This is a genomic window from Actinocorallia herbida, from assembly GCF_003751225.1.
Taxonomy (GTDB): Bacteria; Actinomycetota; Actinomycetes; order Streptosporangiales; family Streptosporangiaceae; genus Actinocorallia; species Actinocorallia herbida.
Genome location: NZ_RJKE01000001.1, coordinates 3,315,734 through 3,339,422, shown reverse-complemented (window position 1 = coordinate 3,339,422; position 23,689 = coordinate 3,315,734). Strand labels below are relative to the sequence as shown.

At 71.9% G+C, this 23,689-nt stretch carries 23 protein-coding genes; 15 read left to right on the top strand and 8 right to left on the bottom strand.

Annotated features, from left to right (window positions below; genetic code table 11):
- Window positions 1-6 precede the first annotated feature (6 nt).
- A complete protein-coding gene (locus EDD29_RS15610) occupies window positions 7-744 on the top strand; it encodes an ABC transporter ATP-binding protein (RefSeq protein ID WP_123665107.1) in 738 nt (245 codons plus the stop codon).
- Window positions 745-864: 120 nt separating this feature from the next.
- Window positions 865-1,557 (top strand): MgtC/SapB family protein, encoded by a 693-nt coding sequence (locus EDD29_RS15605; RefSeq protein WP_123665106.1) that lies wholly within the window; start codon window positions 865-867, stop codon window positions 1,555-1,557.
- Here the strand turns inward: EDD29_RS15605 and EDD29_RS15600 are convergent.
- A complete protein-coding gene (locus EDD29_RS15600) occupies window positions 1,532-2,287 on the bottom strand; it encodes a DUF4184 family protein (protein ID WP_123665105.1) in 756 nt (251 codons plus the stop codon). The two genes, EDD29_RS15605 and EDD29_RS15600, sit on opposite strands and share 26 nt — an antisense overlap.
- A gap of 99 nt (window positions 2,288-2,386) precedes the next feature.
- On the bottom strand, window positions 2,387-3,433 hold the full coding sequence (locus EDD29_RS15595) for an AI-2E family transporter (protein WP_123665104.1): 1,047 nt from the start codon (window positions 3,431-3,433) through the stop codon (window positions 2,387-2,389).
- 209 nt (window positions 3,434-3,642) lie between these two features.
- Between EDD29_RS15595 and EDD29_RS15590 the strand changes: the two genes are divergently transcribed.
- The gene (locus EDD29_RS15590) at window positions 3,643-5,061 is read left to right on the top strand and encodes a serine/threonine-protein kinase (RefSeq protein WP_170201419.1); all 1,419 of its coding nucleotides are present in this window, start codon (window positions 3,643-3,645) and stop codon (window positions 5,059-5,061) included.
- Between the two features lie 105 nt (window positions 5,062-5,166).
- Window positions 5,167-6,234 (top strand): tyrosine-protein phosphatase, encoded by a 1,068-nt coding sequence (locus tag EDD29_RS15585; RefSeq protein ID WP_123665102.1) that lies wholly within the window; start codon window positions 5,167-5,169, stop codon window positions 6,232-6,234.
- A gap of 321 nt (window positions 6,235-6,555) precedes the next feature.
- Here EDD29_RS15585 and EDD29_RS15580 read toward each other — a convergent pair whose 3' ends face one another.
- Genes EDD29_RS15580 through EDD29_RS15555 form a run of 6 tightly spaced genes read right to left on the bottom strand, consistent with a single transcriptional unit; the run spans window position 6,556 to window position 12,397 of the window.
- The gene (locus EDD29_RS15580) at window positions 6,556-7,398 is read right to left on the bottom strand and encodes a fumarylacetoacetate hydrolase family protein (protein ID WP_123665101.1); all 843 of its coding nucleotides are present in this window, start codon (window positions 7,396-7,398) and stop codon (window positions 6,556-6,558) included.
- 13 nt (window positions 7,399-7,411) lie between these two features.
- On the bottom strand, window positions 7,412-8,272 hold the full coding sequence (locus tag EDD29_RS15575; protein WP_123665100.1) for an alpha/beta fold hydrolase: 861 nt from the start codon (window positions 8,270-8,272) through the stop codon (window positions 7,412-7,414).
- Window positions 8,269-9,444, bottom strand: coding sequence for an acyl-CoA dehydrogenase family protein (locus EDD29_RS15570; protein WP_123665099.1), 1,176 nt, complete (start codon window positions 9,442-9,444; stop codon window positions 8,269-8,271). The genes EDD29_RS15575 and EDD29_RS15570 overlap by 4 nt, the downstream gene beginning before the upstream one ends.
- 15 nt (window positions 9,445-9,459) lie before the next feature.
- Window positions 9,460-10,305, bottom strand: a complete 846-nt coding sequence (locus tag EDD29_RS15565; protein ID WP_123665098.1) for an alpha/beta fold hydrolase — start codon at window positions 10,303-10,305, stop codon at window positions 9,460-9,462.
- Window positions 10,302-11,225, bottom strand: a complete 924-nt coding sequence (locus EDD29_RS15560; RefSeq protein ID WP_123665097.1) for a VOC family protein — start codon at window positions 11,223-11,225, stop codon at window positions 10,302-10,304. Before EDD29_RS15560 ends, EDD29_RS15565 begins: the two co-directional genes overlap by 4 nt.
- Window positions 11,222-12,397, bottom strand: a complete 1,176-nt coding sequence (locus tag EDD29_RS15555) for an acyl-CoA dehydrogenase family protein (RefSeq protein WP_123665096.1) — start codon at window positions 12,395-12,397, stop codon at window positions 11,222-11,224. The genes EDD29_RS15560 and EDD29_RS15555 overlap by 4 nt, the downstream gene beginning before the upstream one ends.
- Window positions 12,398-12,630: 233 nt before the next feature.
- Between EDD29_RS15555 and EDD29_RS15550 the strand changes: the two genes are divergently transcribed.
- From EDD29_RS15550 to EDD29_RS15500, 11 genes are all read left to right on the top strand, one after another.
- The gene (locus tag EDD29_RS15550) at window positions 12,631-13,632 is read left to right on the top strand and encodes an isocitrate lyase/PEP mutase family protein (RefSeq protein ID WP_123665095.1); all 1,002 of its coding nucleotides are present in this window, start codon (window positions 12,631-12,633) and stop codon (window positions 13,630-13,632) included.
- On the top strand, window positions 13,629-15,035 hold the full coding sequence (locus EDD29_RS15545) for an FAD-dependent oxidoreductase (RefSeq protein WP_123665094.1): 1,407 nt from the start codon (window positions 13,629-13,631) through the stop codon (window positions 15,033-15,035). Before EDD29_RS15550 ends, EDD29_RS15545 begins: the two co-directional genes overlap by 4 nt.
- Complete coding sequence (locus EDD29_RS15540) at window positions 15,029-15,835, top strand: SDR family NAD(P)-dependent oxidoreductase (protein ID WP_123665093.1); 807 nt, start codon at window positions 15,029-15,031, stop codon at window positions 15,833-15,835. Before EDD29_RS15545 ends, EDD29_RS15540 begins: the two co-directional genes overlap by 7 nt.
- A 36-nt stretch (window positions 15,836-15,871) precedes the next feature.
- Window positions 15,872-16,471: a cysteine hydrolase family protein gene (locus EDD29_RS15535; RefSeq protein WP_123665092.1), complete on the top strand. Its 600-nt coding sequence runs from the start codon at window positions 15,872-15,874 to the stop codon at window positions 16,469-16,471.
- Between the two features lie 14 nt (window positions 16,472-16,485).
- On the top strand, window positions 16,486-17,946 hold the full coding sequence (locus EDD29_RS15530; protein WP_123665091.1) for an FAD-dependent oxidoreductase: 1,461 nt from the start codon (window positions 16,486-16,488) through the stop codon (window positions 17,944-17,946).
- Between the two features lie 2 nt (window positions 17,947-17,948).
- Window positions 17,949-18,752, top strand: a complete 804-nt coding sequence (locus tag EDD29_RS15525) for an aspartate/glutamate racemase family protein (RefSeq protein ID WP_123665090.1) — start codon at window positions 17,949-17,951, stop codon at window positions 18,750-18,752.
- Entirely contained in the window at window positions 18,749-20,074 is a 1,326-nt protein-coding gene (locus EDD29_RS15520; protein ID WP_123665089.1) for an FAD-dependent oxidoreductase, read from the top strand. Before EDD29_RS15525 ends, EDD29_RS15520 begins: the two co-directional genes overlap by 4 nt.
- Window positions 20,075-20,227: 153 nt before the next feature.
- Window positions 20,228-20,575 (top strand): hypothetical protein, encoded by a 348-nt coding sequence (locus tag EDD29_RS15515; RefSeq protein WP_148085972.1) that lies wholly within the window; start codon window positions 20,228-20,230, stop codon window positions 20,573-20,575.
- Between the two features lie 51 nt (window positions 20,576-20,626).
- A complete protein-coding gene (locus tag EDD29_RS15510; RefSeq protein ID WP_123665087.1) occupies window positions 20,627-21,985 on the top strand; it encodes a uracil-xanthine permease family protein in 1,359 nt (452 codons plus the stop codon).
- A 203-nt stretch (window positions 21,986-22,188) separates the two neighbouring features.
- Window positions 22,189-22,698, top strand: a complete 510-nt coding sequence (locus EDD29_RS15505) for a GNAT family N-acetyltransferase (RefSeq protein WP_246052792.1) — start codon at window positions 22,189-22,191, stop codon at window positions 22,696-22,698.
- A gap of 169 nt (window positions 22,699-22,867) precedes the next feature.
- The gene (locus EDD29_RS15500) at window positions 22,868-23,611 is read left to right on the top strand and encodes an AfsR/SARP family transcriptional regulator (protein WP_123665085.1); all 744 of its coding nucleotides are present in this window, start codon (window positions 22,868-22,870) and stop codon (window positions 23,609-23,611) included.
- Window positions 23,612-23,689 lie beyond the last annotated feature (78 nt).

The window sequence follows — 23,689 nt, the reverse complement described above, 5'->3', positions numbered from 1 at the left end:
GACACGATGACCACACCGAACGAAGCCCCGCCCTCCGCCGCACCGCTGCTCGACGTGCGGGGCCTGGCCGCGGGCTACGGCCGCAAGCAGGTCCTGCACGGGGTCGGCCTCCGCGTCGAGGCCGGCGAGATCGTCACCTTGATGGGCCACAACGGCGCCGGCAAGACCACCACCATCCGCACCGTCCTGGGCGCGCTGCGCCCCCGGTCCGGCACCATCCGCATCTCCGGTGCCGACACCACCCGCCATCCCGTCCGCAAGGTCGTCGCCGCGGGCGTCGCCCTGATCCCGTCCGAGAGGTTCGTCTTCCCCGACCTGTCGGTGCACGACAACCTGCTGCTCGGCGCGGCCAACGCCCCCTCCGGGTCCGACACCGCCGAACGCCTCGCCACCGTCCAGGACCTCTTCCCCATCCTGGAGGAGCGGTCGAAGCAGCCCGCGGGCGCCATGTCGGGCGGCCAGCAGCGCATGGTCAGCCTCGGCATGGCCCTGATGGCCCGCCCCCGCCTGCTCCTCCTGGACGAGCCGTCGCTGGGCCTGGCCCCGTCGGTGGTGGAGAGCATCTTCGCCCGGCTCCGCCACCTGGCCGACACCGAACGCCTCGGCATCCTCCTCCTGGAGCAGAACGTCAAACAGGCGCTCCAGATCGCCGACCGCGCCTACGTCATGCGCTCCGGCGAAGTCATCCTCGAGGAGACCGCCGAGAACATGCGCCACCGCCCCGACTTCTGGGACCTCTTCTGACCCGGACCGCGGACGCCCGCGCCGGGTCGCTCCCACCGGAGCGGGCCCGGCGCGGGAGTCAGCATTTTTCCACCTTTCCGAGACTTCCGGAAAAACCTACCTGAGTGATAGGAAAGGCGGATGGTACTGAGTCCCGGGCAGGGCTGGGCGCAGCTCGGCGAGCTCGGGCTGGCGCTGCTGCTGTCGGCGTCGATCGGGCTGGAGCGGGGGCTGCGCAACAAGAGCGCGGGCCTGCGCACCCACACGCTGGTCGGCGTCGGTTCCGCGCTGTTCATGCTGGTGTCGATCTACGGGTTCTCCGCGGTCTCGGACGAGAACGCGTCGCTCGACCCGTCCCGGGTGGCGTCGCAGATCGTGTCCGGGATCGGATTCATCGGCGGCGGCCTCATCTTCGTCCGGCGCGACGCCGTCCGCGGCCTGACCACCGCCGCCGTCGTCTGGGTGACGGCCGCTGTGGGAATGGCCTGCGGGGCGGGCCTTCCCGTGCTGGCCGTCGCGGTCACGGTCGGCCACTTCGTCATCGTCCTCGGCCTTGACCGGCTCACCCGCCGCCTGTCCCTCGGCACCCGGCCCGCCCACCGCGTCACCTTCACCTACGCCCCCGGCAACGGCGTCCTGCGCGACGTCCTCGTCAGTTGCAGCGACCTGGGCTACTCCGTCACCCAGACCGACGTGGACCGCTCCCCCGACCCCCACGCCCGGGTCACCGTGGCCCTCCTCGTCCAGGGCCGCCGCCCCCTCACCGACCTCGTCACCACCCTCACCGACCTGCCCGGCATCCTCTCCCTCACCACCGCCGACGAAGACGACTGACGTCCGTCGGCCGCGCCCACCAGAGGACCGCGTAGAGCAGGACGCAGCAGAACGCCGCCGACATCGCCCCCGCCACCGCGTGCGGGATCCGGGTGAAGAACGTCTTCGGCTCCCGGACGAACGCCCCGTGCAACGCCGCCGCGGTGGCGGAGGCCAGCACCAGCCCTCCCAGCGAGACCCGGACCCGGGTCGGCACGCCCGGCACGGGCGCGCCGGCCGGCGCGTGCTCCAGCCAGCGGGCCGACCAGAGACCCAGGACCACGAGCCCGAACACCCCCGACCCGGCCTGCGCCCACCGATAGAAGGGCATCCCGAGGACCGGCCGCTCCAGCAGGGGGAACTCGAGCACGACCTTCCCGTCCTCGTGCGTGAACGCATCCCACACCACGTGGGTCGCCGAACCGAGCGCCAAGGACACCAGCGTCCAGAACGCGTCGTCGATCCCCCGCATCCGGAAGCCCCGCATCGGCTTCCCGACCCGCGCACGGACCCACCGCGGCAGCAACGCGACCAGAGGCCGCTTGACCGCGTGGAACACGCCGAGCAGCACCACCCCGAACAGCAGGTCGACGGTGAGGATCGCCCGCGCCCGATGCGTCGCGGGGCGATCGCTGACCGGTGCGAACAACGGCACGTCCGGAGCCATCGCCCCGACCACCAGGGCGGACGGCACGAGCCGCCCCCGTCGCAACGGCAGGACCGCGGCCACATGGCTCACCGTGAAGGGCATCGGCCCAACCTATCCGGCGCTTCACCCGGGTTCATGGCGATCCGCGGGAATGATCGCGCACCGCGCCGGAGCTCGTCGGCGTCCTCCCGTGCCCGCGGTTCAGGACGCGGCGAGCAGGCGGTCGACCCAGCCCCGGCCCGCGGCGGCGTCGATGAGGAGGGCGCGGACCAACAGGGTCAGGGGGACGGCGAGAACGGCGCCGACGGGGCCGAGAACGTAGCTCCAAACGGCGAGGGACAGCAGGGTGAGGGTGACGGACAAGCGCGCGGCGTCGCCGACGATCTTCGGCTGGATGAGCGACTGGATGACGAAGTTCAGCACGCAGTACAGGGCGATGACCCAGAGCATGGTGCCGACCCCGGAGTCGAGGAGTGCCATGAGGGCGGGCGGGACGAGGCCGATGAAGAATCCGACGTTGGGGATGTAGTTGGTGATGAAGGACAGCAGCCCCCACAGGAGCGGGAGAGGGACGCCGAGCAGGGCCAGCGCGGTGGTGTCGGCGACCGCGACGACCAGGCCGAAGGCCGTGGTGACCACGAGGAAGCGGCAGGTGTCCGTCGCGTAGCCGCGCAGCGCGCCGACCATCGCGGGGCGCTCCCCGGCGAGGTCGGCGAGCGCGCGGCGCAGGCCGAGCGCGTCGAGGCTCATCGCGTAGAGCAGCATGACGACCAGCACCGCCCCCGCCAGTGCCCCGGCGAGCCCCGACAGGAACCCTTCGATGAGCGGGACGAGCTTGGCCGGGTCGAACGTCCCGGTGATCTCCGCCGCCTGCGATCCGCCGACGCCGTGCCGGTTCAGGAAGCCGGTGACCGACGCGCCCAGCGCGGCGAGCTGCTCCTCGTAGGCGGGCAGCTCGGTCGCCAGCCGCACCGCCGAGTAGGCGAGCGACCCGCCGATCAGCACGAGCACGGCGAGCGCGGCGGTGAGCGGCACGACGACGCAGACGAGAGCCGGGGCGTTCCGTTCGGCGAGAAGCCGGCGCAACGGCGCCACGGCGAGGGTCAGGACGAGGGCGACGAAGGCGGGTCCGGCGATCCCCGCCGCGGCCTTCAACCCGGCGAGGACGATGACGGCGGCGGCCCCGCCCAGCAGAAGCGCCAGCGCGGGGGGCAGGGGCGGCGTCCGCCGGCCGGTCACGACCTCCATGCCCACCTCCGATCGTGCTCGGTACAGATCCCCCGGATCGAGCGCCGGGTAATCGCGCTTGGCCGACTCATGGCCGGGACCAGACGGAGTGCGGAGTCCTCCGATCGTCGCCGAACCGGGTTCGGGGGTGGATAGGATCTTGGAATCGTCCGAGTTGTGGAGGATGTGTGGCTGGACCGTCACCGCTTCTGTCGGCGGATCCGACGAGTGTGGGGCCGTATCTTCTGCAGGGCAGGCTCGGGGCCGGGGGGCAGGGGACCGTTTTCCTCGGGTGCGCCGAGGGCGGTCGGCGTGCCGCGGTCAAGCTCCTGCACGCCCATCTGATCGCCAACGAGGTCGCGCGCACACGTTTCCTCGATGAGGTGGAGCTCGCCAAACGGGTCGCGCCCTTCTGCACCGCCCAGGTGCTCGACAGCGGGGTCCTGGACGGGCAGCCCTACATCGTCAGCGAGTTCGTGGACGGACCGTCGTTGCAGCTCTCGGTGCACACCGACGGAGTGCGCGGCGGGGCGGCCCTTGAGCGACTGGCCCTCAACACGGTGACGGCGCTCGCCGCGATCCACGGCGCCGGGGTGGTCCACCGCGACTTCAAGCCGGGCAACGTGATCCTCGGCCCTGACGGACCCGTGGTGATCGACTTCGGGATCGCCCGCGCCCTGGACCTCAGCCAGTCGCTCACCGGCAGCCAGACCGTGGGCACCCCCGGATACACCGCCCCCGAGTACTTCCGCGGGGACGAGGCGGGTCCGGCGGGCGACCTGTTCGCCTGGGGCGCGACCATGGCCTACGCCGCCACGGGGAAGCCCGCCTTCGGCGGCACGACGATCTCCGGCGTCATGTACGCGGTCCTCCACGGCGAACCGGACCTGGACGGCCTGGACGGCCGGCTCAAAGCGATCGTCCGGTCCTGCCTCGACAAGGACCCCGCCGGGCGCCCCACCGCCGTCGACGTCGGCGAGCTCCTCCGCGCTCTTCCCGCGCCCGCCTGGGTCACCGGCGACGGCCCCGCCCCCGAACCCGGCGCCGACGAGCGGGCACGGCCCGGCGCACTCGCGTCCCTGGGCGGGCGAGGCCGCCGCGTCCGGCTCGCCGCCGCGGCCCTGACCGCGCTGGCACTCGCCGGAATCGGCTACTTCGCCGTCCCCGCCCTCCGGACGCAGGAGCCCGCCGACCCGCCGCGGACCGCCCTCGACGCGGCCGTCGAGCCCACGAGCCCCACGGGCTCCGCGGCGGCGCAGGCCGTCGTGACGCCTCCGCCCACGAAGACGCCCCGCCCGTCCAAGACCCCGAAGAGCCAGGGCGGCGCCCCGGCTCCGGACAACACACCGAAACCGGGCGGCGGCACCGGCGCCACCACGCCGTCCCCCTCGAAGCCGTCGTCCTCCGCGAGCCCGAAGCCCTCGCCGTCGCCGTCCTCGAACCCGAGAACGCTCGGCACCGTCGCCACACAGGACATGGCCCGGTACTGCTCGTCCCACGGCTACCCGGTGTACTTCTACCTCAACGGCTCCCTCACCTGTCAGGGCAACGGCTCGAAGGCGATCCCCCTCACGACGGTGTGCCGCTGGCTCTTCCCCGCCGAACCGAACGTCCGGGCGAACGGCACCACCTGTCTCTCCTACCCGTAGCCCGCCCTTCGCATAACGGCTATTTTCTGGAGATCTTCCAACATTTAAGATCCCGTGGACGCGAGTTCCCCGTCGTCTCATCCGCCGAGAGGAACCTTCCCACCCATGAAGAACCTGGCATCGGCCGCATCGACCCTGACCGTGGCCGTCCTCATCCTCGACGGCGTCGCCACCGGCGCGCTCGCCGCCCCTCGACTCCCCCAGGACCTCCGCGCCGCGCGCATCCCCTTCACCGCGGCCACCGTCACGGCCAACGACGACGGCTCGTTCACCGTCTCCTGGAAGGCCCCCGGGGTGAAGCGCGTGGCCGTCAAGGCGGTCGGCAGGACAGTGGCCCGCGGCGACGGCGCCGCGACCGTCACCGTGCGGGGCCTGCCCGCCGCCGACCGCCGGTGGTTCTCCCTCGTCCCCGACCACGGCGGCTCGCTGCACCTCGCCGACCGCCTCGTGCGGCTCTCCGGCACCGTCAACTTCCGCGACGCCGGCGGCTACCGGACCAAGAACGGCAAGTGGGTGCGCATGGGCAAGGTCTACCGGACCGACGCGCTCAACAAGCTCACCACCGCAGACCAGGCGAAACTGAAGCGCCTCGGCATCGAACTCGCCTACGACCTGCGCACCGGCTTCGAGCGCGCCCTCGGCCGTGACAAGCTGCCCTCCGGCATCCGCCTCGTGATCGCTGACGTGTCCGGCGGCGGCTCCGGCTACACCCTGCCGACGAGCGAGCAGGCCGCCGAGCAGATGATGATCGACGGTGAGCGGGCCATGGTCGCCTCCGACAGCGGCCGAGCCGCCTACACCAGCGTCTTCGACGGCCTGGCCGGCACCGGCTCCCACGCCGTCCTCTTCCACTGCACCGCGGGCAAGGACCGCACCGGCTGGGCCGCCGCCGCGCTGCTCACCGCGCTCGGCGTCCCCCGCGCCACGATCATGCGCGACTACCTCGCCAGCAACGACTACCGCGCCGCCGCCAACGCCTCGACCCTCGACGCCCTTCCCCCGTTCCTGGCGAAGGTCTACAAGCCCCTCCTGGACGTCCGCCCCGCCTATCTCAACGCCGGCTTCGACCAGGTCAAAGAGACCTTCGGCACCTTCCCCGCCTACGAGAAGGACGGCCTCGGCCTCACCGCCGCCGAACTGAAGCACCTCAAGGCCGCCCTCCTGGTCGGCTGACCGCCCGAGGGGCCTGCGCCCTCGTCGTCGAAGGCCGCCGTCGGCAGCGGTGCTCGCGCCGTGGCCACCGTCGGTGGGCGGTGGCCACAGGGCGATCGGTCTCTCCCGGTCGGGGAGATTCCCCGCACAGCCGTCGCTTCCGGCTCCCGCGCAGGGACAGTGGCGCGCATGGTGAGCGCGCAGCACCGTCCATCCCGCGCCCCCTCCCCCAAGTCCCCGCGGCCCGCTCCTCTCCGTCCTCCCGGCTCCAGCGCTTCCTCGACCGCGCCCGACCCGGCCCCCGGGGCAGGGCGCCCCGGGGCCCGGGTCGTGCGGAGGTTCTCAGTGGAAGGTGTGGGTCATCTCGCCCAGGCCCTCGACCCAGGTGCGGAGGGTTTCGCCCGGCTGGAGGAAGCGCTGGGGGGTCATGCCCAGGCCCACGCCGTCGGGGGTGCCGGTGAAGATGACGTCGCCGGGGTGAAGGGTGATGACTTCGGTGAGTTCGGCGATGGTCTTCGGGATGGAGAAGATCAGTTTTGAGGTGCGGCCGTCCTGGACGGTCTCGCCGTCGATGGAGCAGCCGAGGGCCAGGTCGTCCTTGTCGGGGACGTCGTCCAGGGTGGTGAGCCAGGGGCCGATGGGGGCGAAGCCCGGGTAGGACTTGGCGAAGCCGAACTGGGGGGCCTGGCCCACGAACTGGAGGATGCGTTCGGAGAGGTCCTGGCCGACGGTCAGGCCCGCGACATAGGACCAGGCGTCGGATTCGGGGACCTTGTGGGCCTTCTTGCCGATGACCGCGACGACCTCGACCTCCCAGTCGGTGTGGCCGCCCTCGGGGAGGGCGATGTCGCCGTAGGGACCCGTGATCGACGAGGCGAACTTGGTGAAGACCGGCGGAAGGTCCTTCGGCGGTTCGAAGCCCGTCTCCGCGGCGTGGTCGGCGTAGTTCAGGCCGATGGCGACGACCTGGGAAGGGGTCGGCGAAGGCGAGCCGAGCCGGGCCTTGTCGAGGTCCACGTCCGCGACGGGGTCTGCGGTCGCGGCCCAGGCCGTGAACTCGGCCCAGCGGTCGTAGACGCCCTGGATCCGGGGGCTGAACAGGCCGCGGGAGGCCGTGGCGATGTCCGCGGCCTTGTCGTCCGAGAGGACCAGGACGGCGCGGCCCGCGTGATTGGCGATGCGCATGGTGCGGGTTCCTTTAGATGCGTCCGTCGACGAGGGCCAGGAGGAGCGTCTCGAACTTCTCGGGGTGCTCGATCTGGGTCCAGTGGCCGCACTGGGCGAGGACGTAGAGGTCGGCGTTGGGGAGGTTGTCGGCGAAGTACCGGCTCGCGTCGACCGGGATGATGCGGTCGTCGCGGCCGTGCACGCACAGCACCTCGTGGGTGACGGTCGCCAGTTCCTCGGGGGTGAAGAAGCGGCGCGCGCCCTGCGGGTCGAAGGACGCCTCGTGGGAGCGGCGGACGTCCTCGCGGGTCACGTAGGACATCCGCTCCTTGACGACCCGGTCGACGGTGCCGCGCAGCGGTTCGAGGTCGTACACGAACTCCGTGAGGAGGCCTTCCAGCGACGCGGCGGAAGGATCGGCGTAGAACTCGCGCAGGTGGGTGAGACCCGGGCTGACCGGCATCCCCGGCGCTCCCCCGCTGCCCATGAGCAGGATCTTCCCGACCAGCTCGGGACGGGCCAGCGTCATCAGGAGCGCGAGCTGCCCGCCCATCGAGTTGCCGACCAGGTGGACCTTGGTCAGGCCCAGCGCGTCGACCAGCGCCAGCAGCGCCTCGGCGCGCAGTTCGTTGAACGGGCCCATGCCGCGCGGGGCGTCGAGCGGGTGGGCGGAGTCGCCGAACCCGATCTGGTCGGGCGCGAGGCACCAGAACCGGTGCCCGAGGTCGGCGATGACCCGTTCCCAGTTCGACAGCCCGGTCGCGCCGGGGCCCGAGCCGTGCAGGAACAGCACGGCCTCGGAGTTCCGCTCGCCGCTCTCGTGCAGGCGGAACGTCAGCGACTCGCCGCGGACGGAGACCGTGACGTCGCCGGAGGTGATCAGGGCGCTCACAGGTGCACCGCCTCGAGCTTCTCGGCGCCGAGATGGCGCCCGGCCCAGGCCTTGGCCAGCGGGTCGTCGAACAGGAAGGCGTGGCTGCTCGCGCTGATCGCGTCCTGGAACCTGGTCTGGAGCGGGTGGTCGACGAAGGCCGCGCGGCCCGAGGAGACCCGCATCAGCTCCTGGACGGCGTCGGTGGCGCCGTTCGCCGCGCGGGCGACGTCCCAGCGCCAGAAGGCGCGCTGCTCCAGGGAGGGGATCTCGTGCCGGGAGGCGGCCTCCATCAGCTCGTCCGCCGCGCGCTTGACCTTGAGCACCGCCGCGTCGAGCTGCCAGGCGGCCTCGGCGAGGTGGTTCTGCACGAGGTGCTCCTCGCGGAGGAGCTGGCCGTAGTTGGTGCGGCGGGCGCGGGTCTCGGCGACCCACTGGTCGTAGAAGCCGAGCGACGCGCCGACGGCCCCGGCCGCGATGATCAGGTTGAAGGTGACCGCCCAGGGCGTCCGGTAGAGGGGGCCGTCGTTGAGCTCCTGGCCGGGCAGCGGGGTGCCGAGGCCGTGCGTGTAGAGGACGTGCGACTGGCCGCGGTGCTCGGGCACGAAGACGCCGTCGACGACGATGTCGTTCGACCCGGTCCCGCGCAGGCCCGCGACGTTCCAGGTCTCCTCGATCCGGTAGTCCGCGCGGTCGAGGATCACCGAGGTGAAGTCGGGGTACTCGACGCCGTTCACCTCGCGGCGTCCGGCGATGCCGCCGAGGATGACGCCGTCACAGATGCCGGATCCGGAGGAGAAGCTCCAGCGGCCGGAGACCTGGTAGCCGCCGGGGACCTTCTCGATCCTGCCGGTCGGGGTGTAGGAGGAGGCGATCTTGCGCGCCGGGTCCTCGCCCCAGATCTCGGTCTGCGTCTCCTCGGGGAAGAGGGCGATCTGCCACGGGTGCACGCCGACCACCGACGCCACCCAGCCGGCGGAGGCCGAGCTGCGGCCGATCTCGATGACGGTCTCGGCGTACTCGGTGAGGTGGACCTCGCCGCCGCCCCAGCGGGCGGGCTGGAGGGCGCGGAGCACCCCGATCGAGTCGAGCGCCGCGACCGCCTCGTCGGTGAGGCGGCCCTGGGCCGCGCCTTCGGCGTCGGCCGCGGCGAGGGTCGGCGCCGCCGCCCTCGCCTTGTCGATCATGCTCATGTGTCGGTTCCCCCTCTAGCGGCCGCTCGGGACGAAGTCCCGGACGATCGCCTGGAATCGCGCGGCCTGCTCGATCTGGGTCCAGTGGCCGCACTTGTTCATGACGTACAGGTCCGCCTGCGGCAGGTTCTCCGCCAGGTAGTAGCTGCACTCGATCGGCACGATGACGTCCTGGCGGCCGTGCACGACCAGGGTCGGCAGGTCGATCTCGGCGAGTTCCTCCGGCGCGAAGGTGAGCATCTCCGGGGCGAACATGGCCCGGTGGCCCTCCTCGATCCACGGCCGCCGCACGATCGGCATCCGCTCGGCCGCGACCTCCTCGACCTTGTCCCCGAAGGCCGACTTGTCGTGGACGAACTGGATGAGCAGATCGGCCATCGCCTCGACGGTCGGGTCGTCGAAGTAGGTGATCAGCTTGATCAGGCCGGGGGCCGGGGCGAGGCCGGGCATGCCGCCGGAGCCCATGAGGATGATCCGGTCGACGAGCTCGGGCCGCAGCTGGGCGATGCGCAGCGAGTACATGCCGCCCATCGAGTTGCCGACGAGCACGACCTTCTCCAGCCCGAGCGCGTCGACCAGCTCCAGCAGCGCCTCGATGCGGACCTCGGCCTGGGCGGCGAAGCCCTGCGGCTGCGGGTCCGGGTAGGAGGAGTCACCGAACCCGAGGATGTCGGGCGCGACGCAGTGGTACGTGTCGCCGAGGCCGAGCAGGACCTCGCGCCAGTTGGACGCGGCGGTGACGCCGGGGCCCGAGCCGTGCAGGAACAGCAGGGCGGGCTGTCCGGGCGTGCCGGTCTCGTTCACCCGGAGGTGGCGGCCGCCCTTGATCGCGATGTCCGAGACGCGCAGTTCGGCGGTCACTGGGCCGCCTCCGTTCCTTCGAGCTCGCGGAAGATCCCGGGAGGGCCGTCGATGTAGGCCTGGGAGCGGTGGTGGCCCCAGATGGACGGGAGGTCGTGCGACCCGGCGACCCAGGTGAGGTCGTCGACGGCGATGCCGCCATGGCCGTACTCGATCTGGAGCGACGACGGCGTCTGCACGTAGATCGAGGTCATCAGGTCGTTGGTGTGCCGGCCCAGGGACAGGAGGATCTCCCGGTCGGCGTCCTCGGTGAACAGGTCGATGGCGGTGCCCAGGTCGTCGAAGGACTCGACCTCCAGCATCAGGTGGTTGATGCCGGTCATGCCGGGGATCTCCGCGACGGCCAGGGAGTGGTGGCGGCCGTTGCAGTGGTAGAAGCGCAGGTTGAAGATGTCGCTCTTGACCCGGTCGGAGAGGCGGAAGCCGAGGGTCGCGGCGTAGAAGTCGTCGGCCGCCTGGAGGTCGGGGACGATCAGCACGACGTGCCCGAGGCCCAGGTCGCCGGTGACGAACCTGCCGCGCATCGGACGTCCGGGGAAGAACGAGTTGGGGGTCGAGTGCTGGCCCCAGACGAGTTCGTGGCGATTGCCGAACGGGTCGGTGAACCAGTACAGCTCGGCGACCTGGCGCTCCTTGAGCACCTCCGCGTCGCCCTCGTGCAGCTCGACGCCCTTGGCCCGCAGCTCCGCGACGTAGGACCGCAGCGCGGTCTCGTTGTTGCAGGCCCAGCCGACGTAGCGGAGCTCGTCCTCCGCGGCCGGGTGCACGGCGATGCGGTAGCCCGCGTCGTCGACCTTGACGCGGACCGCGCCGTCGGACCCGTCCTCGGCGAGGACGGCGCCGAGCAGGCGGGTGGCGTACTGACGCCACTCCTCGGCCTTCGGGGACGCGATTCCCAGGTAAGCGAGTTGCGAAATCACAGCATGACCTCCGGAGCGGACGAACCGAGAAGCGCGGCGCCGTAGTACTGGCCGCAGCCGTCGGAGACGAGGAAGGCGTGGCCGAGCTCGGCGACCACGTCCTGGTAGAGGCGGTGCAGGGGGTGGTCCACGAAGACCGTCCGGCCCGAGGCGACCCGCATCAGCTTGTTGATCGAGAAGCCGACCTCCTGGCAGCCCTTGGTGATGTTCCAGCGCATCCGGGCGCGCTCCTGGCGCTCGAGATGGACGCCGGCCTCGGCCGCCTGGGTGATCGTGTCGATCGCGTTGTACATCTTGGCGACGGCGGCGTCGTGGATCCACTCGGCCTCGGCCAGGTGCATCTGCATGAGCGCGTCGTCGGCGTAGGTGCCGCCCCAGTTGGCCTTGCGGACACTGGTCTCGGCGGTCCAGTCGTCGAGGAAGCGGCGGCCGAGGCCGAGCATCGGCGCGACGAGCACCAGGTTGAACATGACGGCCCAGGGCAGCTTGTAGAGGCTGCCGGGGTTGGTCAGCATGCCCGGCGCGGGGCGCTCGGGGTTGTACTCGTACAGCGGGCTGGACAGGAAGCGGCGCTCGGGGATGAGGACGTCCGCGACGACGATGTCCTTGCTGCCCGTGCCGCGCGAGCCGCGCACGTGCCAGGTGTCCTCGATGACGTACTCGTCGCGGAAGAGCAGCGCGGACCCGTAGTTCGGCACCTCGACGCCCGGCGCGACCTCGACCTTCCCGGCGAATCCGCCGAGGATGACGCCCTGGGCGTGGTCGCTGCCGGAGGAGAACGACCAGCGGCCGGAGACCTTGTAGCCGCCGGGGACGGGCTCGATCTTGCCGGTCGGGGCGTAGGAGGAGGAGGCGTTCCAGTCCGGGTTCCCCTCCCAGATCTCGGCCTGGGTCTCCTCGGGGAAGAGCGAGAGCTGCCACGGGTGGGACCCCATGACGCCCGCGACCCAGCCCGCCGACGGGGCGACGCGGCCCAGTTCGTAGACGGACGTGAGGTGTTCGCGGAGCGAGAGCTCGGCGCCGCCCCAGCGCTCGGGCAGCAGACCGCGCATCAGGCCGGTCTCCTGCATGTGCTTGAACGTCCGGTCGGTCAGCGAGCGCTGCTCGGCCGAAAGCTCCTCCTCGGCGCGGAACTCGGGTTCGAGCCGGCGAATCTCGTCCAAGACGGTCATCGGCGTCAGTCCTTCGGGGGTGAGACGAAAGGCGAAGTAAAGGTGACGTGAATCTCTGTAGCAGTCACTACACGGAACAGTAGAGCGATCGCTCCAGGGAGTGCAAGAGGTCTTCCGAAATTTCTGTGACTGCGACCACAAGCCCTCTGATCAGCACCCTTGCACTTGCCAACCACCGGTGACTGGTGTCACAGTTCACTCCTGTAGCGATCGCTACATGGAGGAGCCCCTAGATGGAAAAGCCTGGAGTGTCCGTGTCGCACACCCACCCCTGGGACCCGAGCCTCACCGCGTCGTTGACGGGCGTCGGGCCCGGCCCGAGCGCCCACGACAAGCGCCTCTCGCTGCGCGCCGCGCTGGCCGGCGCCGCCGCGCGTCCGGGGCTGCCGATCGAGCCGCTGGTGCTGCCCGGCGCGACCGACGCCCTGGGCGCCCGGCTGATCGAGCAGGCCGGATTCGCCGCCGTCTACGCCACGGGCGCCGGTCTCGCCAACGCCGTCTACGGCCTGCCGGACCTCGGGCTGATCTCCCAGACCGAGGTGGTCGACCACGCCGGGCGGCTGTCCGAGGCGACCGGGATCCCGCTGATCTGCGACGCCGACACCGGCTACGGCGGCCCCCTCTCGGCGATGCGCACGGTCCGGCTGCTGGAGCGCGCCGGGGTGGCCGGACTCCAGCTGGAGGACCAGGAGATGCCCAAGCGGTGCGGCCATTTCGACGCGCACACGCTGATCCCGTCCGGGCACATGGAGACGAAGATCGCCGCCGCCTGCGACGCGCGCGCCGATGACGCGCTGGTGATCATCGCGCGCACCGACGCGAGGTCCGCCTACGGGATCGACGAGGCGATCGAGCGCGGCCGGGCCTATGTCGCGGCCGGAGCCGACGCGCTGTTCATCGAGGCGCCCCGGACCGTCGAGGAACTCGCCCTGGTGGGCCGCGAGCTGGCCGGGACTCCCCTGATCGTCAACGTGGTCGAGGGCGGCAAGACGCCCCAGCTCGAGCTCAAGGAGTACGCCGAGCTCGGCTTCGGAGTCGTCCTGTTCGCCAACTACCTGATGCGCTCGATGCACCTGGCCGGACGCGAGGCGCTGGCGCACCTGCGCGAGCACGGCGAGACCGCCTCGCGCGCCGACCGGATGGCGAGCTGGCAGGAGCGGCAGAGCCTGTTCAACCTGCCCGCGTTCAGCGCCGCCGAGACGGCGCTCGACCAGGAGCTCGGGAGGGTCGAGTGAGCGAGATCCCCGGGCTGCCCGTCGACACCGAGCTGCCGGAACGGGTCGGTGTGCTGGTGCTCGGCGCGGGTCTCGCGGGCTGCGCCGCGCTGCTGGCCGCCGCCGAGGCGGGGCAGTACGCCCTGCTGCTGGAGAAGACCGATGAGATCGGCGGCTCCACGGTGAAATCGGCGGGCCTGTCGGCGTTCGCCGGGACCGACGAGCAGGCCGAGCAGGGCATCGCCGACTCCGTCGAGCTGCTCCGCAAGGACCTCCTCGAGGTGGGCAAGGAGCGCAACGATCCCGCGCTCGTCGAGCTGTACTGCGCGCACCAGCTGGAGACCTACCGCTGGTTGAAGGCGCACGGCGTCGTCTACGGCGAGATCCACGCGGCGTCGGGCCAGTCGGCCCCGCGCAGCCACCCGACCGACACGACCCGCATGCTGGTCCAGCTGCTCAGGGCGGCCGGGGAGCTCGGCGCGCGGATCGTGTTCGACGCGCCGGCCGAGCGGCTGCTGCACGACGGGGCACGGGTCACCGGCGTCCGGCTCGCCGACGGCCGCGAGGTGCTCGCCGACGCGGTGGTGCTCGGCACCGGCGGTTTCTCGATGAACCCCGACCTGCTCGCGACGTTCGCGCCGCAGATGGCGCACGCGCTGCGCCAGGGCGGCACGGGCAACCAGGGCGACGGCCTGAAGATGGCGATGGCGCTCGGCGCCGGGCTCCGCGACACCCCGTACATCAAGGGCACCTACGGGCATTTCCACACCGAGCACCCCGACGAGGACGGCACAGGCATCCTCGCCGTCTACAAGGGCGCGATCGCGGTCAACCGGGAGGGCCGCAGGTTCGTCGACGAGTCGCGGAACTACAAGGAGATCGGCGACGCCGCGCTCGTCCAGCCCGGAGTGACCACCTGGCAGGTCTTCGACGCGCGGACCATGGCCCTGTCGAACGATGAGGTGCCGATCTACGAGTTCGCGGGCCGGGAGCGGGCCGGGATGCTCCTCAAGGCCGACACGATCGCCGGGCTGGAAGCCGCGATCGGGCTGCCGGAGGGCTCGTTGCAAGAGACCGTCGCGGAGTACAACGCGGCGCTCGCCGGAGGCGGGGACGACCCGCACGGCCGGGCGCACCTGTCCGGCGGGGTCGGACGGCCGACGCCCATCGATCAGGGCCCGTTCTACGCCCACCCGTCCGGCACCGTCGTGCTCGCCACCTACTGCGGTCTCACCGTCGACACCCGGATGCGGGTCCTCGACTGGTGGGGCGAGCCGATCGAGCGGCTGTACGCGGCGGGCGAGATCACCGGCGGATTCCACGGGGCCGGCTACATGACCGGCACGTCCATCGGAAAGTCCGGCGTCTTCGGACGGATCGCCGGAATCCACGCGGCAGCAGAGGAGAGTGACCTCGAATGGTGACCGGAACCGACCTGTTCGACCTGTCGGGGAAGGTGGCGCTGGTCGTCGGCGCGGCGGCCGGCGGGCTCGGTGAGCGCGCCGCGAAGGCGCTGGCCGCGGCGGGCGCGATCGTCGCCGTCGCGGACCTCGCCGACCGAAGGGACGCGCTCACGACGACGGCTCGGGCTACCTGGACCGGCGGGCACCAGGCCGTCGAGAACCAGGCGAGCGCGCACCGGGTCGACGTGACCGACGAGCGATCGGTCGCCGCGCTCTTCGAGAACGTGGTCGCCGCGCACGGCAGGCTCGACATCGTCGTCAACGCGGCCGGCGTCATGCTCCGCAAGGCCTATGACGAGACCACGCTCGAGGAGTTCGAGCGGGTCGTCCGGGTGAATCTGACCGGGACCTGGCTGGTCGGCCGCGAGGCGGGCAAGACCCTCACCCGGCAGGGGGGCGGCGGCCGGATCGTCAACCTCACCACGGTCTATGCCGAGCGGGTGGGGCCCCTCCCGGAATCGGCGTACTACTCCTCCAAGGCCGGGGTCGTGAACGTGACCCGGGCGCTCGCCGGGGAGCTCGGACCGCACGGGATCACCGTCAACTGCCTGGCCCCCGGCGTCTTCTACCCGACCGAGATGACGGCCCCGCTCGGCGCCCAGCCCGACCGGCTCCGCTGGTTCGGCGAGCGCACGATGCTCGGCCGCCTCGGCGACCCCGAGACCGACTTCGCAGGACCGCTGCTCCTGCTCGCGAGCCCCGCCTCGGCGTACATGACCGGCCAGGTCGTCTACGTCGACGGCGGCTGGTCCGCCTGGTAACCCCACCCCTTCCGCGTCAACTCTGAGGACATCGCGATGACCGCCACGACGGCTCCCACCAAGAAGGCCCTGCTCATGCTCGACTACCAGGTCGCGCTGTGCGAGGAGGGCCCGTACCTCCGCATGCCCCCGCTCGCCGCGCAGATCGCCGAGCGCGGCGTGCTCGCCACCGCGGAGAAGGTGCTGACCTCCGCCCGCGCCGCGGGCGTGTTCGTCGTCCATGTGCGGCTGGCCTTCGACCCGTCGTACCGGCTGCGAACGAACCGGCTGCCGCGGTTCGACCCCTACGAGCAGAACAGGGCGATGCTCGCGGACTCCCCCGAGGCCCAGATCGTCAAGGCGCTCGCGCCGATCTCGGGCGAGCCGGTGATCGACAAGGGCTGCGTCGACCCGTTCGTCGGCACCCCGCTGCGCGAGGTCCTGGCCGCCGAAGGCGTCACCGAGGTGGTGCTCGGCGGCGTCGCGACCAACCTCGTCGTCGAGTCGGCCGCCCGGCACGCCTCGGACTCCGGTCTCCAGGTGACCGTGGTGGAGGACATGTGCGCCTCCTTCCGCGCCGACTTCCACGCGTTCTCCGTCGAGAACATGCTGCCGCTGTTCGGCGCCGTCATCGGCTCCGCCGAGCTCAAGTTCTGAGGGAGACCGCACTCATGACCCAGCAGATCCACAGCTATGACGTGGTCGTGGTCGGCGGCGGCGTCGCCGGCCTGTCGGCCGCGGTCGCGGCGTCCGAGAAGGGCGCGCGCGTCGCGATCCTGGAGCGCTCGACCGAGGCGGAGACCGGCGGCAACACCCGGCACACCGAGGCGTTCCTGCGGATGCAGTCGGTCGACGAGGTCGCCGACGGCTTCGCGGACGTCCTCGTCGACGACTTCATGGGCCACCCGGACCCGTCGCTCGTCCACGACGCGGCGCTCCCGCCGCACCGGCGCGGCCCCCTCTACCGGGCGACCCACACCATCGACCCGGACTACGTGTCGACGCTCGCCGAGGAGGCGCCGCGGGCCCTCGCCTGGATGAGCGGCCACGGGGTGCGCTTCGACTTCGTGCCGACCCCGTTCCTCACCCAGTCGACGACCCGGATGGCGCCGGTCGGCGGCGGTCTCGCCATCATCGAGACCATGGGCAAGGCGGCCCGCGGGCTAGGCGTGGAGTTCCACTTCGAGACCACCGCCCGGCGGCTCACCTTCGGCGACCAGGGCATCGACGGCGTCTTCGCGCACACGCCGAACGGCCCCGCGGTCTTCCAGGGCGCCGTGGTGCTCGCGAGCGGCGGCTACCAGGGCAACTTCGAGCTGATGGCCCGCTACCACGGCGAGCGGGCGCTGACCTGCCGTCCGGTCGCCAGGGGCGGCAACTTCAACAAGGGCGAGGGCCTGGAGATGGCGCTCGCGCTCGGCGCCGCCACCGCCGGCAACTTCGCGCTCTTCCACGCCGAACCCGTCGACCCGCGCAGCGGCGAGGCCGAGGCCGCGATCTTCTGCTTCCCGTACGGCGTGCTGGTCAACGCCGAGGGGCGGCGGTTCGTCGACGAGGCGCGCGGTACCGTCGACGCCTGGTACGAGCGGACCACCCGCGCGATCCAGGACCAGACCGACGGGATCGCCTGGGTGGTCCTCGACCAGCGGGGCCTCGCGGTGCCGAACCTGACGGCGGGCATCCGCACCGATATCGCGCCGGTCACCGCGGCGACGGTCGGGGAACTCGCGGCGAAGCTGGGGCTCCCGGTCGCGGTGGTGGAGGAGACGATCGCGGCCTACAACGCGGCATGCCCCGATCCGTCCGGATTCGACCACGCGCGGACCGACGGGCTCGCGACCGACGGGCTGGTCCCGCCGAAGTCGAACTGGAGCCTGCCCATCGCGGAAGGCCCGTTCGCGGCCTACCCGATCATGGCGGCGAACGTCTTCACCTTCGGCGGTCTCAAGACCACGCCGGACGCCGAGGTCGTCGACCGGGACGGCGACCCGATGACCGGGCTGTACGCGGCCGGTGAGCTGACCGGGTTGTACTACTCGAACTACACGGGCTCCACCTCGGTGCTGCGCGGTGCGACGTTCGGCCGGATCGCCGGGGCGAACGCCGCGGCGGCCGCGGCGAAGGAGGCGTGAGCATGCGCGTCTGGCACCAGTCCTTCACCGTCCTGGACGACGTCCCGCACTACCGCGACGCCCTCGCCCGGCACCTGCGGGCGCAGGCCGCGCCCGGCACCGAGATCGACTTTCACGGGATGAAGCCGGGCACCTACCCGTCGGACTATCCCGGCACCCACATCGGCTACGCCTACCTCGCGGGGCTGCACCGCGAGCAGTTCGTGCACGCGGCGCTGCGGGCGCAGGACGAGGGGTACGACGCCTTCCTGATCGCCACGATCCCGGACACCGCCTACGAGGAGGTCCGCACGGTCGTGGACATCCCGGTCGTCGCGTTCGGGCAGACCTCGGTGCTGATGGCCGGGGCGCTGGGCGACCGGATCGGGATCGTCAACTTCATCGCCGCACTGGAGCCGCAGCTCCGCCGCAACCTGCGCAACTACCGGCTCGACGCGCTGGTCGGCCCGATCGTCCAGGTCGAGGCCGAGTTCCACGACGTCATGGGCGCCTACGCCGACCCGCAGCCGCTGATCGAGGCGTTCACCCGGGCCGCGCGACGGGCCATCGCGGACGGCGCGAACGTGATCGTCCCCGGCGAGGGGCCGCTCAACGTGTTCCTCGCCGACCAGGGCGTCTCCCGGGTGGACGACGTGCCGGTGCTGGACTCGCTCGGCACCTGCGTCCGCGTCGCGGAACTGCGGGCGGCGCAGTACCGGGCGACGGGACTGAAGCCGTCGCGCGTCGGGTTCTACGGCGCGCAGCCCGCCCGGCCGCTGATCGACGCCGCGCGGCGCTTCTACGGCACCGACGGGGCGCTCGGATGAGCGGGTGGGACTCCGAGGTCGACGTCGCCGTCGTCGGCGGCGGGGCGTGCGGGGTGATGTCGGCCCTGCGCGCGGCCCGGAATCCGGACCTCGTCATCGCCGTCTTCGAGAAGTCCACCCGCGAAGGCTGCAACGCCGCCATCTCCTCGGGCTCCCTCGCCGCCGGAGGCACCCGCTTCCAGGCGGCGGCGGGCATCGAGGACTCGCCGCAGCGGCACGCCGAAGACATCATCGCGGCCAGCGGCGACGAGGAATGGCGCCCCGTCGTCGAGGCCCTGTGCGCGGCGGCCCCCGAGTTCGTCGAGTGGATCGCCGACACCGGCTACCCGATGGAGATAGGCACGGACATGCCGCGCGCAGGCATGTCCGTGCCGCGGCTGCACACCGACGTGGGACGGCTGGGCGGCGTCAGGCTCATGCGCCATCTGCGCACCCTGCTCGACGCGTGCGACAACGTCGCGTTCGTCGACGAGGCCCCCGTCGTCGACCTCGTGGTCGAGGACGGCGAGGTGGCGGGCGTCGTCGTCCAGCAGAACGGCACGACGCAGCGGGTGCGCGCGAACGCCGTCGTGCTGGCCTCCGACGGCTTCGCGGGCTCCCCGGCCCTGGTCAAGGAGCACCTGTCCCATCTGGGCGCGCCGTTCTACGGCGGCGTCTCCACCGCGACCGGCGACGCCCTGGCCTGGGTGCTCCCGCTCGGCGCCCGGCTCCGCAACATGGGCGCCGGCCTGCGCTCGGGCCTGGTGGTGGTCGACCACGGCACCCGGGTCTCCCCCGCCCTCCCCTTCAACGGCGCGGTCCTGGTCAACCTGGACGGCGAGCGCTTCGTCGAGGAGGACACCAAGGGCTACTCGTCCATGGCGGGCGTCCTCCAGCGCCAACCCGGCGAACGGGCGGCCATGATCTGGGACGCCACCGCCATGGAGGCCACCCGCGAGTCCGAGATGATGCGCGAATGCCTGGCCGCGGGCGCCATCCGCGACCGGGCGGCCCTCGCCGACGTGGCCGCCGACCTGGGCCGCACGGTCGAGGAGACCGAGCGGCTCCTGGCCCCGCTGCCCGGCCGCCGCGCGCTCACCGCCCCGTACCACCTGGCCTGGGTGACCCACGGCCTCCTCGCCACCCAGGGCGGCCTCGTCATCGACCCGTCCGGGCGCGTCCTCGACGCCTCAGGTACCCCGATCCCCCGTCTGTTCGCGGGCGGAGGCACCGCCTGCGGCCTCGCGGGCGCCCACTCCGACGGCTACATGTCGGGCAACGGCCTTCTGTCCGCCTTCGGCATGGCCTGGATCATCGGCAACGCCCTGTCCCGGACCGCCTGACCCCGCGCGGCGGGGCCGCCTCGGCCCCGCCGCGACCCGCGTGACCAGTGGAACGCCGGTTTCCGGTCAAGATCGCGGACCCGGCGTTGCGGCGCGGCGGCGGGCGGGCATCCTCACCCGGTCACCGCTTCGCCGGACACCGGGAGAGCAACCATGGCAGCGACGCCGTCTCCGCAGATGGCCAAGTGGGTCTACTTCCAGAGCGTCCTGCAGGACGACGACCCCGTCCTGGTGGAAGGGGGCGCCAGCTACGTGGGCATGGCCTGGTACACCGTGCCGTCCTCGTCGCTGACGGACGTCATGGCGCAGCCGCAGACGCCGTTCCAGGAGTTCACGGGCAGGCAGGCCGACGCGTACGCACTCCTCCTCACCAAGCTTCAGATCACCACGCCGAGCGCCGGTCCCGGCTATCAGTACACACCCGCGATCTGCAGCACCGCCCAGGACAGCCGCTACCGGCCGTGCTCGGCGGCCGGACAGGTCGGTCTCGTCCAGACCTGACCCGGCGTCGGCGACCTGACGGTCGGCCCCTCGGATTCAAGGAGCGGGAGCATGGCGGGCTTCGGGTGGAAGCTGCACGAGGACGGGAGGCACCTCGCGCCGGGCGAGGTCGTGAAGCCGGACGAGCGGCTCACCTGGGGGCGCACGGTCGGGCTGGGCGCGCAGCATGTGGTCTCCATGATCGGGGCCTGCTTCGTCGCGCCCATCCTGATGGGGCTGAACGCCAACCTCGCCGTCATGGCTTCCGGGGTGGCGACCATCGTCTTCCTGCTCATCACCCGCGGCCGGATCCCCAGCTATCTCGGCAGCAGCCTGTCGTTCGTCGGCGTGGCGGCCGTCATCTCGGCCCAGGGCGGGAACGCGGCGACCCTCACCGGCGCGCTGCTGGTCGTCGGCGCGGTCCTCATCCTGTGCGGGGCGGTCATCCGCGCACTGGGCGCCCGTGTCATCCACGCCGTCCTGCCGCCGGTGGTCACCGGCGCGGTCGTCATGCTCATCGGGTTCAACCTCGCGCCCGTCACCGCGGGCACCTACTGGCCCCAGGACCAGTGGACGGCGCTCCTCACCATGCTCTTCACCGGCTTCGCCCTAGTCGTGCCGCGCGGCTTCTGGTCCCGGATCGCGATCTTCCTCGGCCTGACCTTCGGCTACCTGGTCTCCTGGGTCCTCGACCGCGTCCTCGGCAGGATCCACTCCCCCGCGGGCGGCACGGAAGCGGTCGACCACTGGCGGCTCGACCTCTCCCCGGTGGAGAAGGCCGACTGGATCGGGCTTCCCGCCCTCCACGCCCCGAGCTTCTCCCTCTCCGCGGCGCTCGTCGCCCTGCCCGTCGTGGTCGCGCTCATCGCCGAGAACGCCGGGCACGTCAAGGCCGTCGGCGAGATGACCGGAGACCCGCTGGACGACGAACTGGGCACCGCGATCCTGGCCGACGGCGCCGCCACCGTGCTGTCCACCTCCGTCGGCGGCCCCGCCACGACCACCTACGCCGAGAACATCGGCGTCATGGCGGCCACCCGCGTCTACTCGACCGCCGCCTACTGGTGCGCCGCGGGCTTCGCGATCCTGTTCGGCCTCTGCCCCAAGTTCGGCACCGTCGTCGCCGCCGTCCCCGGCGGGGTCCTCGGCGGCATCACCGTCATCCTCTACGGCATGATCGGCCTGCTGGGCGCCCAGATCTGGATCCGCGCCCGCGTCGACCTGGCCAACCCCCTCCACCTCGTGCCGGTGGCCGCGGGACTCATCATCGGCATCGGCGACGTCAGCCTGAAGTTCACCGACAACTTCCAGCTCAGCGGCATCGCCCTCGGCACGCTGATCGTCGTCATCGGCTACCACGCCCTCCGGGCCCTGGCCCCGGCCCACATGAGGACCGCGCCGCCGTTCCCCGAACCCACCGCCCCGGAATGAGCCGCTACGGCCGGGGCCGCGTCGCGGGGAGAGCGTGGGCCCGGGTGGTCTCCGGGGCGTGCCCGTGACGGGCCGGGTGGTGGTCTCGGGGCGTTCGGGTGGAAAGGGGCTCGAAGGTGGGGGCGGGAGGGCAGGATGGGGTCTTTCGGATCGGGATCGCGAGGACGGGGGTTCATGTGGGAGGGGTGAAAGGGGTTCGGCTGGTGGGGCTGCCCGTGCGGGCGATCGAGGCGTTGTCCGCCGGGGAGCTCGCGGTCGCCGGCGAGGTGGCCGGGCTGGCGCTCGGGGGGTATTTCGTGACAGGGGAGGCACGTGCGCTCTGGGCGCTGCGGCTGCGGCAGATCGCGGCGGATCCCCGCGCCGCGCACTGGATCGCGCGGGCGGCGACGACGGGCGACACCGCGACCGTGGTCGGCTTCGCCGGGTTCCATGGCCCACCGGATCCGGCGGGCACGGCCGAGATCTCCTACTCGGTGGATCCGCTGCACCGTCGGCAGGGATTCGCCAGGGCGATGCTCGGCGAACTCCTGCGCTGGGCCGCCGCCGAACCCGGTGTCACCACGGTCAGGGCCGCCATCAGCCCGGACAACGCGGGTTCGCTGGCGACCATCGCCGGGGCCGGATTCCACCAGGTCGGCCGGCAATGGGACGAAGAGGACGGCCTTGAACTCCTCTTCGAACGGCCCGCCCGCCCGTCCACCGGATCCCCCTGACCTTCGACGCGCACGCCGGCGCACCGGGTTCCGCCCACATTTCTCCAGGTGAGCAGGGACGGGAGACGGGGGTGTAGGTGGTTTCGCTGATGTGGCGGGGTGGAGGGAGAGGGAGGATTCTTGGTGGTTGGGCCACCGCGGGTCTTGGGGTGGCCCGTGGGGAGGAAGCATGGAGTTCCTGGTCTTGGGGCCGCTTCGGGCCGGAGGGCCGGGGGGTGGGACGGTCGGGGCGCCCAAGGTGACGGCACTGCTCGCGGTGCTGCTGGTCCGGGCAGGTGAGACCGTCTCGTTCGATGAGCTCATCGACGAGTTGTGGCCGGAGGGCCCTCCGCGGCGGGCGCGGGCGGCGCTGCACGTCTACGTCTCGCAGTTGCGGCGCAGGGTGCTGCCGCCGGAGGGGGCGCGGATCGTGACGGGGGCCCGGGGATACGCGCTCGTGGGTGCGGTGACCGACGCGGCGAGACTGGAGCGGCTGCGAGGGGAGGCGGTGGCGGCGAGCATCGCCGATCCCGTGCTCGCGCTCGACCGGTTCAGCGCGGCCGCCGCCCTGTTCCGCGGACCTGTGCTGGCGGGGGTTCCGTACGGACCGGTGGCGGGGGCGTTCGCGCGCTGGGCCGAGGAGTGCAGGCTGGAGTGCCTGGAGGGCATCGCCTCCTGTGCGCTGCGCGCGGGCCGACATCGGGAGCTGGTCGGCGATCTGACGCGATGGGTCGAAGAGCATCCGCTCAACGAGACGCTGCGCGAGCAGCTCATGCTCGCGCTGCACCGGTCGGGGCGGCGGGCCGAGGCGCTGGCGGCGTTCCACCAGGCGGAGAGAGTGCTGCGGACCGAGCTGGGGATCGGCCCTCGCGCCGCGATGCTGCGGCTCCGGTCGCAGATCGCCGACGAGGCGGCACTCCCCGTCGCGGGCTGAACCCGAATCCGGCGCCCGAGTATCCTGAGGTCTCCTCAGGTTAGTGCCCGGGAGGGTAGGCTGAGGCCGCCTCAGATA